The 16,553-nt window shown below is 60.0% G+C and carries 13 protein-coding genes and 3 pseudogenes; 7 read left to right on the forward strand and 9 right to left on the reverse strand.

Annotated elements, in window-relative coordinates; all coding sequences use genetic code 11:
• Positions 1 to 483: 483 nt before the first annotated feature.
• Positions 484 to 1,578 carry a LysR family transcriptional regulator gene (locus tag P0D89_RS45085; protein WP_408368546.1) on the reverse strand — a complete coding sequence of 365 codons (1,095 nt, stop codon included), beginning with the start codon at positions 1,576 to 1,578 and terminating at the stop codon, positions 484 to 486.
• 63 nt (positions 1,579 to 1,641) lie between these two features.
• On the opposite strand from P0D89_RS45085, the gene P0D89_RS45090 reads away from it, so the two are divergent.
• The 4 genes and pseudogenes from P0D89_RS45090 to P0D89_RS45105 all read left to right on the forward strand — a co-directional run.
• Positions 1,642 to 2,997 carry an MFS transporter gene (locus P0D89_RS45090; RefSeq protein ID WP_408368544.1) on the forward strand — a complete coding sequence of 452 codons (1,356 nt, stop codon included), beginning with the start codon at positions 1,642 to 1,644 and terminating at the stop codon, positions 2,995 to 2,997.
• A gap of 28 nt (positions 2,998 to 3,025) precedes the next feature.
• A complete protein-coding gene (locus P0D89_RS45095; RefSeq protein WP_408368542.1) occupies positions 3,026 to 4,441 on the forward strand; it encodes a lyase family protein in 1,416 nt (471 codons plus the stop codon).
• A gap of 66 nt (positions 4,442 to 4,507) precedes the next feature.
• Positions 4,508 to 5,971, forward strand: coding sequence for an aspartate ammonia-lyase (locus P0D89_RS45100; protein ID WP_408368540.1), 1,464 nt, complete (start codon positions 4,508 to 4,510; stop codon positions 5,969 to 5,971).
• 366 nt (positions 5,972 to 6,337) lie between these two features.
• Positions 6,338 to 6,749, forward strand: a pseudogene (locus P0D89_RS45105) (transposase); the annotation flags it as partial.
• Between the two features lie 171 nt (positions 6,750 to 6,920).
• Here the strand turns inward: P0D89_RS45105 and P0D89_RS45110 are convergent.
• The 5 genes from P0D89_RS45110 to P0D89_RS45130 all read right to left on the reverse strand — a co-directional run bounded on the left by P0D89_RS45110 (position 6,921) and on the right by P0D89_RS45130 (position 12,024).
• The gene (locus P0D89_RS45110; RefSeq protein ID WP_408378671.1) at positions 6,921 to 7,280 is read right to left on the reverse strand and encodes an MFS transporter; all 360 of its coding nucleotides are present in this window, start codon (positions 7,278 to 7,280) and stop codon (positions 6,921 to 6,923) included.
• Positions 7,250 to 8,146 (reverse strand): MFS transporter, encoded by an 897-nt coding sequence (locus tag P0D89_RS45115; protein WP_408368536.1) that lies wholly within the window; start codon positions 8,144 to 8,146, stop codon positions 7,250 to 7,252. Before P0D89_RS45115 ends, P0D89_RS45110 begins: the two co-directional genes overlap by 31 nt.
• A gap of 170 nt (positions 8,147 to 8,316) precedes the next feature.
• Positions 8,317 to 9,771, reverse strand: coding sequence for a sulfatase family protein (locus tag P0D89_RS45120; RefSeq protein ID WP_408368534.1), 1,455 nt, complete (start codon positions 9,769 to 9,771; stop codon positions 8,317 to 8,319).
• Positions 9,772 to 9,847: 76 nt separating this feature from the next.
• Complete coding sequence (locus tag P0D89_RS45125; RefSeq protein ID WP_408368532.1) at positions 9,848 to 10,645, reverse strand: GntR family transcriptional regulator; 798 nt, start codon at positions 10,643 to 10,645, stop codon at positions 9,848 to 9,850.
• Positions 10,646 to 10,776: 131 nt separating this feature from the next.
• Entirely contained in the window at positions 10,777 to 12,024 is a 1,248-nt protein-coding gene (locus P0D89_RS45130) for an SLC13 family permease (RefSeq protein WP_408368530.1), read from the reverse strand.
• A gap of 488 nt (positions 12,025 to 12,512) precedes the next feature.
• Here P0D89_RS45130 and P0D89_RS45135 point away from each other — a divergent pair, with 488 nt between their 5' ends.
• Together P0D89_RS45135 and P0D89_RS45140 are read left to right on the forward strand one after the other, a co-directional pair.
• Complete coding sequence (locus P0D89_RS45135; protein ID WP_408368528.1) at positions 12,513 to 13,748, forward strand: aconitase X; 1,236 nt, start codon at positions 12,513 to 12,515, stop codon at positions 13,746 to 13,748.
• On the forward strand, positions 13,745 to 14,239 hold the full coding sequence (locus P0D89_RS45140; RefSeq protein WP_408368526.1) for an aconitase X swivel domain-containing protein: 495 nt from the start codon (positions 13,745 to 13,747) through the stop codon (positions 14,237 to 14,239). The genes P0D89_RS45135 and P0D89_RS45140 overlap by 4 nt, the downstream gene beginning before the upstream one ends.
• Before the next feature lie 65 nt (positions 14,240 to 14,304).
• On the opposite strand, the gene P0D89_RS45145 is transcribed toward P0D89_RS45140, so the two are convergent.
• Positions 14,305 to 15,054 carry a GntR family transcriptional regulator gene (locus P0D89_RS45145; RefSeq protein WP_408368524.1) on the reverse strand — a complete coding sequence of 250 codons (750 nt, stop codon included), beginning with the start codon at positions 15,052 to 15,054 and terminating at the stop codon, positions 14,305 to 14,307.
• A 349-nt stretch (positions 15,055 to 15,403) separates the two neighbouring features.
• On the opposite strand from P0D89_RS45145, the pseudogene P0D89_RS45150 reads away from it, so the two are divergent.
• A pseudogene (locus P0D89_RS45150) lies at positions 15,404 to 15,757 on the forward strand (DDE-type integrase/transposase/recombinase); the annotation flags it as partial.
• A 216-nt stretch (positions 15,758 to 15,973) separates the two neighbouring features.
• Here the strand turns inward: P0D89_RS45150 and phaP are convergent.
• Positions 15,974 to 16,405, reverse strand: coding sequence for a TIGR01841 family phasin (gene phaP / locus P0D89_RS45155; protein ID WP_408368522.1), 432 nt, complete (start codon positions 16,403 to 16,405; stop codon positions 15,974 to 15,976).
• A gap of 9 nt (positions 16,406 to 16,414) precedes the next feature.
• Positions 16,415 to 16,553: pseudogene (locus tag P0D89_RS54725) on the reverse strand (IS6 family transposase); the annotation flags it as partial.

Below are 16,553 nucleotides of genomic sequence, written 5' to 3' on the forward strand. Positions count from 1 at the left end.
CGATCTTCGCGCCGATCGCGATATCGACGGCGAACGGCGGGTGCAACGTCGACACCACGAACTTCCGCGCAACCCAGGTGCTCGGTGCGACCGGCCGGCAGCTAATCTGCCAGGTGGTGCTGCCCGACGCGCTGCGCAGACATCCTGTCCGGGATACGAATCGGCTTCGGCGTCGGTTGGTCGACGTTCGTGGCGGCGGAGCTTGTCGCCACGGCGCGCGGCCTCCGCTTCATGGTGCAGTCGCAACACCTCGCCACCGACGTCGTCCTTGTTGGGCATTTTGGTCGGGCATCGCGACTGCGCGGCTCGGACTGCGAGCGCTTCACCGGCGCCTCGTCCCCTTGTGCGAGAAAGGCGACTGATACGGGCGCGGCGGGCCTTGGCACAATCTGGCGTGGCAAAACCATCGAAATGGGCTTGAGTGGCGTGGATGAATCAGCGCCCGATGACGAATGACCCGGGTGGGTCAATTCTCAGTGAACATCAACACGGCGCGGGACGAAGGTAGTTCTCCGTCGGGACGAACTGTTGTAGTTTGAAATGTGAACTTAGCAATGTCCACAAGGATTCTTTTACCATTCCGGCAATATCCTTGGATAGAGCAGGAAACTCACCGCGCCTACCGACCAGAAATATCGAACGCGCCGAGTTTCCGATCTCGATCGGGATGAGCTCGATGTTGTCAACGAATCGGGCCCCGGTCTGCAGCAGGCACGTCGGTGTAGTAATGGCCCAACCCAACCCCTGGGCCACTAGTAACGTCAATGTGTCAGCATGATCGACTTCAAGTCTTCTCGGAGGACTGAGCTCGTTGTATCTCAGGATTCTCTCTACACGGATGCCAAGCGTCGAGGTACGCCTGAAACTAATGAATGGGACGTCCGCAAGCATTCGAAGTGTAGTGGACCGCCCGTCGCGGCTCGCATCCCGGCTTGCGATGGCGACAAAGTGCTCCTTGTAAAGAAGCTGGTGATCAAAGACAGGGTTGTCGACGAATGCGTTCGTCGAAATGATCAGGTCGAGTTCACGATTAACCAATGCTTCTTCCTGAGCGATCGCCATGCCGATCTGCACCGACAGCCCGCTCGTTCGCTCGACCAGTTGCTTGATGAGCGACGGGCCGATGGTATTGGCCACGGAATCTATCATCCCGATGCGCAAGTACGCACGCTCGTTCTTCGATGCCTCCGTTGCGTGAGCCTTTAACTGCCGCGCAAGCGCAATCAGCGGCGCTGCATTCTGCGTAACGTAAAGGCCGGCGGATGTCAACGAGAGCGGACGTCGCGCGCGGTCGATCAACACCAGGCCGAGGGACTGCTCAAGCTGTGCGATGCCCTGGGAGACGGCGGATTGGCTGATTCCGAATGCCGTTGCCGCCGCCGACATGCTCCCCATGGAGGCCGTCGTCAGGAATAAGTCAAGCTGGTAGAGGTCGACCGGCCGGTCCTGTTGCTTGCTCACGCCTTCTTCACCGCTTTTGTTCCGGCCGCGAACGCATTGAGGGGTCGCATGAATCGGGTTTTGGAAAAGTAACCATAAGAATTCCTTATTCAGCGCCAGCCGCGTGACGCGCTTCATGAGCGAACCTAGAATTGCGAACACAATTCTACACATGACGATCAAAAAAGGAGACCACTGTCCATGAATATGTCCCCACCGGGAAGCTACGAGACGACGGCGACCCTCGCGCCATCCTCCATTGCGTTTGAAGATGCACCCCTCACCGCTTTTCATAGGCGCGTAACGTTCGCTGGCACAGGCGGACAGTTCAGCGACGGCTTCGTACTCGGCATCATCGGCATCGCGCTCACCATTGCCACGCCGCAACTGCATTTGAATTCGGTCTGGCTTGGAACTCTGGGTGCGGCATCGTTGGCGGGCCTCTTCGCGGGTAGCCTGTTCGCCGGGCCATTCGTTGACCGTGTCGGCCGCCGCACGCTGTTCAACTACGACATGGCGCTGTTCGCCATCATCTCGCTCGCCCAGTTCTGGGTCACCAGCCCGGCGCAACTTTTGGTCCTGCGTCTGCTGCTCGGCATCACGCTCGGATTTGACTACGTAGTGAGCAAGGCGCTGGTGGTCGAATATTCTCCTCGCCGCTTACGCGGGCGACTGCTCAGCTGGCTCGCTATTGCATGGGCGCTCGGTTACACGAGTGCCTACGTGGTCGGCTATCTACTGAAGGACCGCGGCCCCGACGTCTGGCGTCTGATGCTGCTTTCCAGCGCTGTGCCATCTGCACTTCTGTTCCTGTTTCGTGTCGGGATTCCCGAGTCGCCGCTGTGGCTGCAGCGCAAGGGGCGAACCAAGGAAGCGCTCGCGATCATTCACAACAATATAGGTCCGAACGTCTTTCTGAGTGTTCCTGGGGAGCCCGCGCGGCAAGCCGCCCACACCACCCCGAAGACTGAAAGCCTGTTCTCGGCGAAGTGGCGACTGCGGCTTTTTATTGCGTGTTTCTTTTACATGTGTCTCGTCATTCCGTACTTTTCGCTGGGCACCTTTTCGCCGATGGTGTTCGACTCGCTGCACATCAAGGACAAGTTTCTTGCCGGCCTCATCTACAACATCTTCCTGCTGCTCGGCACTGTCGCTGGGGCGTTGGTCGTGGACCGAATCAGCCGCCGCGCTTTCCTGCTGTATGGCTTCTTTGTTTCCGCGATCGTGCTCGCGTGCCTGTCGGTGGGCGCCCATTTGCCGGGCAGCGTGGTCGTCGGCCTGTTCGCGGTATTTGCCTGCGTACTGAGTGGGGCAAACAACCTCTGCTTTCTCTATCCGCAGGAATTGTTTCCGACCGACCTTCGGGCCACGGGGCTCGGCTTCGCCGTTGCCGCGAGCAGAATCGGATCCGCTGCGACGACGTTCCTTTTTCCGAGCATCGTGGCGATGTATGGCGGCCAGACCGCGGTATACCTGTGTATTGCCGTGCTCGCGGTTGGTGGCACCGCTTGCGCTTTGTGGGCGCCTGAGACGCGTCATACGTCACTTGAGGGTTGATCCTGCAAAGTTTATGAAAGGCAAGCTGATGGAAGTTCAACGAATCGAAGCGGACGGGCTGGGCGAGCAGAGTCTTCCCGCCGACGCACTGTTCGGCATTCACTCACTACGCGGCAAGACAAACTTTCCCTATACGGGGGAGACCCTTGCGAATTACCCCCGCTTCGTTGCGTGGCTTGCGCGCACGAAGATGGCGACTGCTCTTGTCAACACGCGCAACGGCAAACTGACCAGCGAGCAGGGCGAGGCCGTTGCCAAGGCATGCGTAGAACTGGCAGACGGGCAGCATGCGCATGCGTTGATTGTCGATCCGCTCGAAGGCTCGTGCGGCACGTCGATCAACATGAATATCAATGAGGTGCTGACAAATCGGGCACTTCAGCTAATGGGCCATCGACCGGGTCAATACGAGTTCCTGCACCCGCTTGATCATGTCAACTATGCCCAGTCGACCAGCGACGTATTGCTGACCGCAGTCAAGTTGACACTGCTCACCGAGGTAAAGGGACTTGCGGCGACCATTGATCAACTCGCGATTTCCCTGCAGGGAAAGCAGCGCCAGTACGATCGCGTATTGCGTATCGGCCGGACGTGCCTGCAGGATGCATTGCCGATGCGGCTCGGCCAGGCGTTGGGCGGGTATGCGTCGCTCTCGCAAAGGATGGCGCAAGCGCTGATTGCGCACGTACCGGCTTTATGCAGCGTTGCGCTGGGGGCAACGGCAGTCGGTACGGGGCTGGGCACATACCCCGGTTACCGGAAGGCTGTGATCGCGGCGCTGTCGGGACTAGCTGGGCGTCCACTGACTGAAAGCGGCGACCTGTTCGACGCGGTCCAGAACATGGACGAATTTGCGGCCCTCTCCTCCACGGTGAAGACTGCCGCGTTATCGCTCGCGAAAGTGGCGAACGACTTCGTATTGCTCAGTTCGGGACCACGTGGCGGACTCGGTGAACTTCAGTTGGCGCCCCAACAGGCCGGCTCGTCGATGATGCCCGGCAAGGTCAATCCCGTACATGCAATGGGCCTGACCCAGATCGCGTATTTCGTGGCCGGCACCGATCAAAGCGTTGCGCTCGCCGCTGCCAATGGACAACTCGAGACGAACAACTACATGCCGCTCATCGCGGTGTCCCTGTTCAAAGCTATCGAGACGATGCGACGAGCGATATCGATGTTCGACGTGCATTGTGTGCAATCGATGGTCGCGAATCAGGAGACCAGTGAACGTAATCTGCTCGAATCGACCGCAATCGCTCCTGCGTTAAAGGAGGCGATCGGTTACGAGCGCACCGCCGCGCTGGTGGAGACGGCCAGCGCGTCTGGCCGACCGCTGATCGAGGCGGCCGAGGCGAATGGTGTAATGAGCCGCGAGCGTCTTATCGACCTGCTGCGCGAAAGCAGCGGACATCCCGACGCATACAGAAGTTCGTCGTCGGCGTGATTTATTGATGCCCTGGCGGCCACGCACTGCAACGCAGGGCGGGACCTGATCAATGCCAGCGACCCGTTGATCAATGCAGTTCAGTCACTTAATACTCGCGATGAAAGGAACGCAATGAACAACTTGACTAACGATGGTTCGCGTACCGAGCGCGACTATATCGGCGAGGTTCGCATTCCGGCGAACAAGCTATATGGCGTGAATACCGTACGAGGCGTCGAAAACCTGACAGTTTCGTCTCTCAGTATCGCTCATTATCATGCATTCACTACGGCGTTTGCCCAGTGCAAGTGGGCAGCCGCACTCGCAAATCACGATAACGGACTGCTGACAGCCCGGCAGTGCGACGCAATTGTCCGGGCCTGCGGCGAGTTGATTGACGGGCGGTTTCAGGAATCGCTCGTGGTCGATCTGCTTGAGGGGTCGGGGGGCACGTCGACGAATATGAACTTTAACGAAGTGATCGCGAATCGGGCACAACAGCATCTCGGCGGTGAGCCAGGGTCCTATGATCTGATTCACCCCAACGAGCACGTGAACCGTTCGCAATCGACCAACGACGTGTATCCCGCAGCATTAAAAATAGCGATGTACGCGATGCTTGGGCCTCTCATCGCTGAAGTCGAAGCTCTCGCCGATGCGTTTGAGGGCAAGGCGGAAGACTTCTCAGACGTCCTTCATCTGGGCCGCACCTGTTTGCAAGACGCTCAGCCTATGCGGCTGGGACAGGTGTTCGGCGGCTACGCGGCATTGACGCACCGGCTGGCCGACGCGCTGGGGACGGTTCGCGACCAGCTTCGGACCCTGCCGCTGGGTGGGACCGCAATCGGCACGGGTTTTGGCGCGCCGGCCGGTTATCGCAAGTCCGTCTATGCGCATCTATCTCGTATTAGCGGGATCCAGCTCCTGGTGCCATCGGATTCGTTCGATGCAATGCAGAACATGGACGTGTTCGCGCGGGTGTCGGGTGAGTTGCGGACTTGCGCGACTTCATTGGCCAAAGTCGCGTCGGACCTGACGCTACTCTCTTCCGGTCCAGTTGGAGGGTTGGGCGAACTGCGTTTGCCGATGGTTCAGGCGGGCTCCTCGATCATGCCAGGCAAGATTAACCCGGTCCTGCCAATGGCGATGATCCAGATCAGCTTCGCCGTCGTCGGCAATGACGTAACCGTGGCGCAGGCTGTGCAGTATGGCCAGTTGGAGATCAACCATTTCGAGCAGATCGTCGCTCAACGAATTTTCGACAGCATCACGCTCCTCACGAACGGTATCAAACGGTTCCGCGAAAAATGCGTAGCCGGCATCGAAGCCGACGTCGCTCGCAACGAGCAGCACCTGCTGGGCTCGATGGCGGTCGCGACAGCGCTAGTGCCAACGCTCGGGTATGCGAGTGTCAGCAAACTGGCGCGTCGGTCCGTCGAGGAAAATCGGCCGTTGCTAGATATTCTCGACGAATCGGGTTTGCTCAAGCGGGTAGATGCATTGTCGGTCATCCGGCAGGCCACACTGCCAGTCTTCGAGTCGCCGTAGCCCAACGAGTCGCGCTAGAGGGCTGCCCAGGCAGAGTACGAAGAGCGCGGCTATGCTGCAGTACAAGGACCGTTTTACTTCGGTTGCTATCAAAACTGTTATCGCACGGTTCGCTTTGCGTCAGCATGTCAGGGGTAAGTCTTCGGTCAGTAGTGGTCGCATTGGCTGCGAGTGGCAGAGGTGCGCAGACACCGCGTCCTGCCGATCGACGCAAGTTCGCAGCCGTCCAGCGCTGTTCGGCAGACAGACTCTACCGTGCGCAGCCATACTGCACGACTAAAGTTTCCGTCGGACTGGTTGTGTCGCGATAATGGCGGCAAGGCAAGAAAATGCCGCGATGACAAGGAGTCGTTACGCCAAGAGGACATGGCTAAACCAATACTCGATGACGAATTGTGGGCACTGATCCAGCTGTTGCCGCCACCGCCAAAACCTCGGCGGTCCCGGTGCCCCGGGCGCAAACCGTTAGGCGATCGCGCCGTGCTGACTGGCATTCCGTTCGTGCCGCAGTCCGGTATCCCTTGGGAGATGCTGCCGCAGGAAATGGGCTGCGGCTCGGGCATGAGCTGCTGGCGCCGACTGCGCGAATGGCAGCAAGCCGGAGTCTGGGACCGGTTGCGCGAAATACTGCGGGCCAGACTACTGGCAGCCGATCGCATCGGCTGGTCGCGCATCAGCGTCGATTCCTCCTCCATTCGTGCTGTGAGATCAGGTAAAAAAACAGGACCCAATCCCCCTGGTCGCGCTCGACCCGGTTCAAAACATCACCTCGTCACAGAAGGCGTGTCTTTAGTCGACCCGACCGAGCGGATGCCCGTACTGATCAGACTGGGCCAGGGAGTGCATGAGACACAACTGGCGCTCCCGAACTCGGCTCCCGCTACTACTTTGTCGCGCACCCCCGTCTTTTGGGAATCCATGTGTGTCCGCTGGCGTAGCGCTGCAGACGCTAGGGCTGCACCCAATGCACGTCGGCGCGCAGCTTGCGCTGCGGCAGCGTCATGGTAACGATTGCGCACAGCACCGTGCACGCGCCAAGGAACGCAAACGCGCCGTCATAGGAGCCGTGACGCGCAACGATGAGAAACCCCATCACCGCCGGCGATGCGACGCCCGCCAGTTGACTCCCGAGATTGACGATACCCGAGGCCATGCCCATGTCTTTCGCGTCGATCAGCTTGAGCGGCAGCGCCCACAGTGCGATGAACGATACTTTCATGCTGAAGGCGAGCACCAGTTGGCATGCAATGACGACAGGCAGGTCCCGCACGTTCAGCATCACGAACAGGCTGATCCCGGCCAGCACCACGCTGGCGACAGCAGATACTTCTCGCGGCCCGCGAAGGCTTTGTCGGCGAGCCAGCCGCCCGCCAGCATACCGACGACGCCCGCAACACCCGGCAGCGCGGAGGCGAATCCGGCATGCACGAGATCAAGCTTCTGCACCTTCATCATGTAAGAGGGGAGCCAGGACAGAAAACCCCAGATGAGAATGTTGACGCCGAAGTTGATCACCGAGATCTTCCAGATATTGCTGTCGCGAATAAGCTCGCCAAAGCCGCGTGGCGACGCGTAGCCGCCGCCCGCAACCGCCTGATTGCTCGGCGCGGGATGCGACCCGTGCGTGCCGAAGAAATACAGCGCGAACGCGACGAGCCCAATCGCCGACGCGCCGATGAACATCCCACGCCAGCCCGTATGGGCGATCAACGGCACCGCAAGCAGCGGTGCGACGACGAGACTCAGGGGATTCGTTGCGAGCATGAACGACTGGACGCGCGCGCGCTCGTTCTTCGCGTAGCCTTCGGCGACCGCCTTGTACGCGGCGGTCGGAAAGCAACCTTCAAACACGCCGAACAGGAAGCGGACGACGAACAACGCCGCGAGCGACCACGCCAGTCCGCTTGCGGCGGTGAAGATAGCGAACATCGCGACGGAGAACAGGATGGTCTTGCGCGTGCCGATCTTGTCGGCGATCCAGCCGCCGGGCAGCTGGATCAACGCGTAGCCCAGGAAAAACACGCTCAGGAGCAGCCCTAGCCCGGATTCGTCGATCTTGAACTCGGCGCCGATGAACGGCAGCGCCAGGTTGATGAGAAAGCGCTCAAGGTAGCTCGCGAACCAGCACACGAACAAAATGGACGCGAACTGAAATTTCTGATTCGAAACGTTCATACGTTCCTCACTTTTGAGCGCGGGAGGCGCCTGCCTTGCCGGCATGCTGTCTCGATCAGCACCGCGCACCTGGACTTCAATGTCTCCGATATCGATTCACCCACCGCGTAAACGGAATGCGCTCTTGAGGACGCTCTCGTTCGCGCAGCGTGTTGCGTGTGCCAATGCGTTCAGTCGAAGATGACCGGCGCGCCCGGCGGCGGGCTGAAGCCCAGGTCGCCGCGAGCGATTACGGCCTCGCGTCCGCCGTTGGCTGCCAGCAGTTCCGATTGACGCTCGCGCACCATGCGGTCAACGTTGTGCGGATCGCAGATGTTCAGCAGCCGCTCGTGGCATTCGCGCAGCACGGACGCGTAGTGCGGGTCAGCGGCGCGGTCCTCCAGTTCTTCCGGGTCGGTGGCGAGATCGAACAGTTGCGGCGGGTAGTCGACGTAGTAAACGTATTTGTACTGCTTGTGCCGGATCATGAACGCGCCGGTGGCTGAGCCCATGCCGTGATATTCCGTCAGCACGTTGCGGTCAGGCTTCGCGCCGTCGGCGATGTCCTCCAGCGACACGCCAGGGAAACCTTTCGTCAGTGCGGGATCGCTTTCGCCTACCGAGCGCAGGATGAACGGATATGCATCGACATGACTCACGGGCGTACCGACCACCTTGCCCGGTTCGATGCCCGGGCCCGCCAGAATCAGTGGCACCCCAGACGCTTCTTCGAACATCGTCGATTTGCCCCACATGCCGCGCGAGCCGAGGTTGTCGCCGTGATCGCTCGTGTACATCACGCGCGTGCTGTCGGTGAGGCCGGCGTCCTCCAGCGCCTTCAGCACGAGGCCGATGTTCTCGTCGAGGAACGAGCACAACCCGTAATACCCCGCCAAGGCCTTTTTGAGCTTGTGCTCGTCGAAGTAGTCGTCGTAGTTGAAGCTGCCGCGATAGTCGACCAGATACGGATGCGTCGGCCGCTCCTCCTTGCGATAGAGTTTCGGCAGCGGCAGGTTGCGGTCATAGTACTTGTAGAAATGCTGCGGCGGTGCGGTGAGCGGAAAATGCGGCGCGACGAATGAGACAAACAGCACCCATGGTTTGTCCGCGTGCTTCTGCGCCGCTTCGCGCAGCCACACTTGCGCGCGCGCGGCGATTTCGCGGTCGTAGAACGTGTACTGGCTCTCGCCGGGACCGGCCATGTTCGCCATCTTGTACGCGCCCTTGCGCACCGGCAGATCGCTGCGCACGAGGCCCATCAGATCGCCCTTGCCCTCGATAACGTGCATCGGAATGATTTCTTCGGTAAAGCCGTGGTCTTCGCCCGTCAGCCTGAAGTGCAGCTTGCCGATCGACGTCACGTTATGACCGCGATCGCGCAGCTTGTGATGCCAGCTCGGCACATCGCCGTCGTAGGCGTCGGCGTTGTCCGCATAGCCGATCTGATGAATGTACTTACCGATCGCGAACGATGCGCGCGCCGGAATGCACACGGGGCTTGCGCAGTACGCGGAGCTGAAGCGCGTGCCGCGTGCGGCGAGGGCGTCGAGATTCGGCGTCTCGACGATGCCGTTGCCCGCGCAGCCGAGCATCTTGGGGTTGTGCTCGTCGGACATGATGATAAGCAGGTTCTGGGAATCTTTCATTGTTCCTCCAACTATGTAGGACTATAGTTCTAGACAGGCAAAAAATTTTTTAAGGAGCGTCGTGCCCGGCAAAAAGCTAGCGCGATTGATGACCCATTCTCGGCAGCTGATCGGGGATGCTGAGTACGCGATTGGTCGCCGGAATGGAAAACTCCTGGTAGTACACGCACGCGGTTTCGCCCATCATCGCCGCGGCCCGCATGAAAAGACCGGATTCGCCCTTGCGTGTGCCGATAAGCTCGGCCGTGGCTGCGTCGAACTTGACGATGCTCACGTCGTGCGTGATGCGGGTGATCGGGACGTTCAGTTCGCCGACGATGACCGTCTTGAAGTTCAGCCCATCGAGCGAGCGCAGCGATGCCTTGGATAGGCGCGGCAGGATGCGGCTATCCATGTAGAAGCGCACGAGCACGTCGAATTCGCTGTTCACGTTGATAACGCGCGTGATCAGCGTGAGGTTGTCGCCCACGTCGGGAAAATAACGGCTCCACGCGCCGCGTGTCTTGATGCGCTCGCGGCTCAGCACCTTCGAGTAGACCGGCAGGAAGCTCACGTCGTCGGTGTCAAGGAAACGGCAGTGCCACGGGTCCTCCATCCGCAGATCGTTTTCGGTGACGAAGCTGCCGAGTCCGTGAAGCCGCACCACCACGCCTTGATCCACCAGCGTGCGCAACGCGCGCTGCACGGTGCCGAGGCTGAAGGGCGTCATGGCCGCGAGCTCTTCCTCAGTGGGAAGTCTGTCGCCGGCTTTCCAGTGGCCGGCGGTGATGGCCTGCATCAGCACGCTGGACAGGCGCATGTACTTCGGCGCGCCGCTGCGGTCAGGACGCGAGAGCGTGGAGAAAATGTCGGGGCTAACGGTTGCGGACTGCATCGGGAAGGAACCTGGATCGTGGAGAAATATTAGAACTATATAGTTCTATAGAACGGTACACTTGAGAGGTAGCTAACGCAACGGCTGGATGATGAGGGTTAACCCAATCGTGTCCGCTTTTCAACCGAAATTCAGCGGATCAGAAACGCGGCCAGCGGTAGAAATAACGTCAGCGCGCCGGTCCACTTCAGCAGGTCCTTGAACGTCTTGTCGTCGCCATGCAACTCGGCCAGCACGAGGCCTCCGCCAAGATGAAACGGGCTGGCCGTGATCACGACGATGCTGGTAGCCGACAGCGCCAGTTGTATCGACGCAAGCAACGCGGACGGCTCATGTACGAGCGAGTGCGTCACCACCGGAATCACAAGCCCGAGCACCACCACCGACGACGCCTCAAAGTTCGCCATGAGCGTGCCGAGGTAAGTCATTCCCACGCGCACCAGTGACTGTTGCTCCATGCTTTGCAGGAGCTCGCCGATTGCCTGCAATACTCCGACCGTTTCGAGCATGCCGATATAAATCAGAATCCCCGAAATCATGACGACCATGCCCCACGGCAGTTCGGCAATGACCCTGCGGGTATCGGCCCTAACTGCGATGTTGAGCAGGACGCCCATCGAGAACGCACTCAAGCCGACGTCGTGCCGGGTCAATACGAGCGCGATAAAGCCGAGCAGCGCGGCAAGCGCGGTCCATTGCTGCCACGTGAGGGTAAATCGGGAGGATGTTGTGGCGAGCACTGTTTCTCCTGTTGCATCGCGCGGCTTGGGGCGCGCGATCAGTTCTGATCCTCCGAACGCGAAGAAGGCCAGCAGGGCGAAAGCGAGATTGATCGCGAACTGACAGAGAAAGAAATGCGAGGGGAGCAGCGTCACGCCGCCTTTGGCCGCTTGCGCAACGACAACCTTGGCCCATGGATTGAACGGCGACAGTCCACCGATGCAGCCTCCCTGTATGGTCACGATGCCCATTAACGCGGGACGGATGTTTTCGCGCCGTGCAATCTCCAACGCGACAGGCAACGTGATGACGAGCGCGGCGATCGGTAGCGCACCGAGTGCGCAGATCAATGCGGTGAGGGTACAGGTCGTCCAGGGCAGCAGCCAGGGACGCCCGCGCGAAGTCGCGACTGCCCGGTGTACGATCAGTTCGGCGAGACCGCTATCGCGCACAAGGTTCCACAGGTACATCACGCCTAGAATCAGCAATACCAGATCCGTCGGGAAGGCGGCAAATACGCGCCGTTGCGGAATGCCCGCGATCTGCGCCAGCAGGAAACTCGCCGGAATGGCCACCAGTCCGAGGTTGATGCCGCGCCACAGGCTGATTGCGAAGATGATCACCAGCAGGAAAAGCGCAACGATATGGATGGTGGTCATACCGGTGTCTCCTCTTATTTGTCTTTCATCGTGAACGGCGAGCGTATGCACATTTACGCCATCGGAAACGATGGGAGAAGATGCGCGCGGCAACGGGTCGGCTACAGCCGGTTTTTGAGCGAAATGCCGTGGACCCTGGCCTCCCTACCAGACATGCGACCCACATGTTGTATTATCATGTATCAATACATCAAGAGGCATGCTATCGCCGGGCGTCTGTGGGTGTCAACTAGCGTAATCGCGAAGACGGTCCCGGGAATCGCAGCGTAATGGCCTTGTCTACGAGTATCCGAATACGGAACGCCGTCAGTAAAAGTTCCGTACGAGCACCGCCGTCCACTCGTGTTGACATCGACAAGCCAGGTCGCTAGTATTCGCTCTTGTTGTATTAATACAAGATAATACAACTACGCATCTCGTGGGGTGCACCGTAGCGCGTATCGATGCCCACACGTTGCCTGGTGACGAAATCTGTAGGGAGACTGCACATGCTGCTCAACGATGAAGAGAGGGCCATGCTCAACGGCGAGCAAGGCAAGGTCCTGCAAATGGCAATGCGCCATCAAGTGCAGGTCGGCGAATTTTTTGGAGCACACGATTTGGTGCCGGTCACGCAAGCGCACATCATGGCCGATACCGAAAGCCTCGGTCAGGCGGGCGTCATGTGGCTTGAGCGGCTTTCCGAACTCAGTGACGGGCGCCACAGCGTATGCATTCCCACCATCACCGATCCGCGCGGCACCGATTTCGCGAAGGCCAACGAGCTCGGCCAGCGTGACTGGATGATCGAACTGGAACGCCGCACGATTCACGCGTTCGAACGGCTCGGCGTCAGCATGACCGATACCTGTATCAACTATCAGACTGTGCTCGCGGCTACGCGTGGCGAACACGTCGCCTTCGGCGACACCGGCGTGGTGATCTACTCGAACTCGGTGAGCGGCGCTCGCACGAATTTCGAAGGTGGGCCGTCGGCGCTCTCCGCGGGTCTCACAGGACGCACGCCGCGCTATGGCTATCACCTCGACGAAAAGCGCCGCGCAACGATGCGGTTTCGTGTCGATTTCACGCCGCGCACCCTCAACGAATGGGGCGCGCTCGGCGGTGTGATCGGCCGTCTCGCCGGCAACTATTGGCAGGTACCGGTAATCGAAGGCATCGAGGTCGCGCCGACGTCGGACGAGCTGAAGCACTTCGGCGCTGCGATGGCGAGCTTCGGTTCGATCGCACTCTTTCACATGGTCGGCGTCACGCCGGAAGCGGCGCGTATCGAAGACGTCGGCGGCGACAGGTTGCCGGTGCACCATCGCATCGGTCGCGCAGAGGTTGAGGCGCTCACCGCCAGCTATGCTGTCGCGAAGAAAGTGGACGTCGTGGTGTTTTCCGCGCCACAACTGAGCCTCTATGAACTGCGCGCGCTCGCGGAGATCTGCGAGGGCCGCACGTTCAAAGTTCCTATGCTTGCCATTACCAGTCCGCAGGTTGCGCCGGACGCCGAGCGATTCGGCTACACACGCCGCATCGAAAGCGCGGGAGGCACGGTGCTCGCAGGCATGTGCTTCTACCAGTCGTACGCGCGAGAGATGTCCGAAGCCAAGGGCTGGAAAAATCTCGCCACCAACAGCGCGAAGCTGGTGAACATTCTCGGCGGCTACGGCTACACCCCGATGCTCGCATCGATGCAAGCGTGCGTGAACGCGGCCGAGACAGGAGAACTCGCATGAACAAAATCGTGTTGACTGCGCGCCACGCGCTTGGGAACAAGGTGTCGGCCGAGGCGCTGGTCGCCAAGGACGGCTTTTCGGCCCGTTACGACCTGAACCGTCTGGAAGGCGTGTTTTCGCGCCCGTCGCACAAGCTCGTGGGGCAGTCGTACATCGGCCGGATACTCGTGCTGGATACCGCAAAGGGCGGTGTGGCAAGCGCGTGGATGCTGCACGAGATGCAGTCGCGCAACATGGCGCCGGTAGCGATCGTGTTCAACACAGTGAACCCGATCCTCGCGCAAGGCGCGGCGCTCGGCAACATCTCGATGCTGGCGGGTTTCGATTGCGACGTGACGGAAGTCGTGCCGCAGGGCGCGTTCGTCGAGATCGATCCTCAGGCGAAGACCCTGAGCGTGCTGCGCGCCGCTGCCGGTGAGTCCGCATCCGTCACATTCGCGCAGGGGCAGCAAAGCACGTCGACGGTGCATATGAAGCCCACGCATCGCTAGGCGTCCGGCGTGGTCTCGAGCGGATCGCCGTGCAGGTGTTTCGCGTGGTTGTCCGCTGCGCGCGGTCACTTCGTGCGATCGTGCGCAGCGGTACCGTTGACGTTCTTGATTGACGAGCCGACCGGCAGCGGTCCTTGCACGCTCAGCGTGAACTCGTAGTTTTCCGGGCGAATATAAAACGACGTTCGCTCACGCAGCACCCCGTTCCCACCGAACGATTCGCGATCCATCACGAGCAACGCGGCACGCGGCGGCAAGCCGAGTGCCTGACCGACAGATGTCCCGGCCGAGCGCGCGCGGATATGGATATCCGCTTTGGTGACCGGCATCGAAAGCAGACTTTCGAGCAGCACATAGATCGGGTTGCGGTTAGCCTGTTCCCAAGTGAGTCCGCTCGCCTGCGGCGGGAGATACGAGACGACGAGCGCGATCGGCTCACCGTCGACGAGATACAGGCGTTTTAGCCGGAAGCAGTCGCCTTCGCCTTCGCCGAAGGCTTGTCTGATCGCCACCGGCGTCGCCACCGGACCGAACTCGAGCAACTTGGTCTTCGGTTCCACGCCTTGCGCGACGAGTGCATCGTAGAAGCCGCGCATCGGCTTCAGGTCGTGCACGAACTTGTTGCGCGAGACGAACGTGCCTTTGCCCTGCTTGCTGACCACGTACCCTTCAGCAAGCAACTGCGCGATGGCCTGGCGCACCGTGACACGGCTCACGTCGAAACGTCGCGTCAGCTCGCTCTCGGCTGGCAGCTTGCTGTCGGTCGCGAAGGTGCCTTCGTCGATTTGCGTGCGCAGACGATCGGCGATCTGCATATAAAGCGCTGTCGCACTGTCGCGGTTGAGTAGCGGTTGGGCAGCCGAAGCGGCGGTAGTTTGCCCGGACGTAGATTCGCGCCTGGCGGCGCCCGAAGTGGGGCGTTGTCGGGTAGGGGTGCGTTTCCTGGAATTGGCTTGCATCGGATGGTTACCGGAAGTGGCTGTCGGACTGCCTTTTGAACCCGCATCTTTCGTCGTTTTTCACCTTGCGTACCGTGGTAGAAACACGCGACGCGCTTGTATTGAAATACTAAGACATCTTCATACAAGTTACAACTGGCTGGCGTCTACGCCGCGGCCGCCTGACTGAGGGAACAGGCTCCGCCCCGACGCGGCTGGTCGGGGTGCCGTTGATCGAGCGGGAAAGACGGTCGACTTCCGGCTCAGCGCCAGGCGCGATGTTGCCGCGGCGAAGGCCTTCTTCGCGAAGGCGATCACGAGTCAAGGGCTCGCTCCGAAAACCATCACACTGGAGGGTTACGCGGCGTCTCACCGCGTAGTACGCGTAATGAAGGCTGACGAGTCGCTGCCGAAGGAGACGACTTTGCGATCGACGAAGTATGTGAACAACTTGATCGAGCAGGATCATCGCAACATCAAGTCCAGGATCAATGCAATGCAAGGCTTCAGACGCTTCGGAAATGCAGCCACTACGACGGCCGGCATTGAACTGATGCATCGCATTCGAAAAGGTCAGTTCGGACCATTCCTTTTTCTGCCATGCGCCGTGACATGGCCTCCGCAGGTGTGCCGGTTTCGGACGTGGGTAAAAGACGTGGTCGAACATCACGTGCGCCGGAATGAACGACCAGCGCGCACGAGAGTTGGGCTTGTCCGGTAGCGGCCACAGCTCAGTGTGGCCAGGCGGTCAGCTCGCCGCGCGGTGCGACCACGTTGGGTTCAACGTTCCTTCAAATTAATGCTTCAACGCCTTCGACTTCGTCGCATTCTCGACTGCCCGTTCGGCCGCTTCGCTCGCCACTGATGCGGCTTTCGTTGCGGCGTCCAGGTTACTTTGCGCGACTTCGACTGCCTGCTTCGTTGCCCTTTGCACGCTTTCCTGAGTAGTGTTGGCAAGCGTGATGGTTTGCTTCATAAATGCAATTGCGGCTTCGGAGCCGACTTGGGAGTTTTGCGCGAGATTCTCGACGAACGATTGAACCTGCCTGCTAACTTGCTGGTAACGGGCATTGACAACCTCTGCCAGTTGCGCTTGCGTGGACGACGCAATCTCGGCAACCTGACGTTCGTACGTCAGGACCTTCTCCGCAGTTGGCAGCGCCAGCGCGTCTTGCAAATCACGGTTCTGGTGCAAACAGCCGGTGAAGCCGAGACGTCTCCAATACATAAGGATGCCTTATTTATTGAATAGGACAGCATTCCAGACGGCGGGTGCAGTAGTATCCTTGAGTCCGAGAGTTCGGAGATTTAACTGAACCTTGCGGATGCGGTGCATCAACTCGATGCCTGAAATCGTGGTCTTTGCACACCTGAAT

The sequence above is a fragment of the Paraburkholderia sp. RL18-085-BIA-A genome, assembly GCF_046027075.1.
Taxonomy (GTDB): domain Bacteria; phylum Pseudomonadota; class Gammaproteobacteria; order Burkholderiales; family Burkholderiaceae; genus Paraburkholderia.

Coding starts and splice junctions, on each gene's coding strand:
- P0D89_RS45085 (WP_408368546.1), bottom strand. CDS start 1,578: ATGAAGCGCGTCACGCGGCTGGCGCTGAATAAGGAATTCTTATGGTTA.
- P0D89_RS45090 (WP_408368544.1), top strand. CDS start 1,642: ATGAATATGTCCCCACCGGGAAGCTACGAGACGACGGCGACCCTCGCG.
- P0D89_RS45095 (WP_408368542.1), top strand. CDS start 3,026: ATGGAAGTTCAACGAATCGAAGCGGACGGGCTGGGCGAGCAGAGTCTT.
- P0D89_RS45115 (WP_408368536.1), bottom strand. CDS start 8,146: ATGAACGTTTCGAATCAGAAATTTCAGTTCGCGTCCATTTTGTTCGTG.
- P0D89_RS45120 (WP_408368534.1), bottom strand. CDS start 9,771: ATGAAAGATTCCCAGAACCTGCTTATCATCATGTCCGACGAGCACAAC.
- P0D89_RS45125 (WP_408368532.1), bottom strand. CDS start 10,645: ATGCAGTCCGCAACCGTTAGCCCCGACATTTTCTCCACGCTCTCGCGT.
- P0D89_RS45130 (WP_408368530.1), bottom strand. CDS start 12,024: ATGACCACCATCCATATCGTTGCGCTTTTCCTGCTGGTGATCATCTTC.
- P0D89_RS45135 (WP_408368528.1), top strand. CDS start 12,513: ATGCTGCTCAACGATGAAGAGAGGGCCATGCTCAACGGCGAGCAAGGC.
- P0D89_RS45140 (WP_408368526.1), top strand. CDS start 13,745: ATGAACAAAATCGTGTTGACTGCGCGCCACGCGCTTGGGAACAAGGTG.
- P0D89_RS45145 (WP_408368524.1), bottom strand. CDS start 15,054: ATGCAGATCGCCGATCGTCTGCGCACGCAAATCGACGAAGGCACCTTC.
- phaP (WP_408368522.1), bottom strand. CDS start 16,405: ATGTATTGGAGACGTCTCGGCTTCACCGGCTGTTTGCACCAGAACCGT.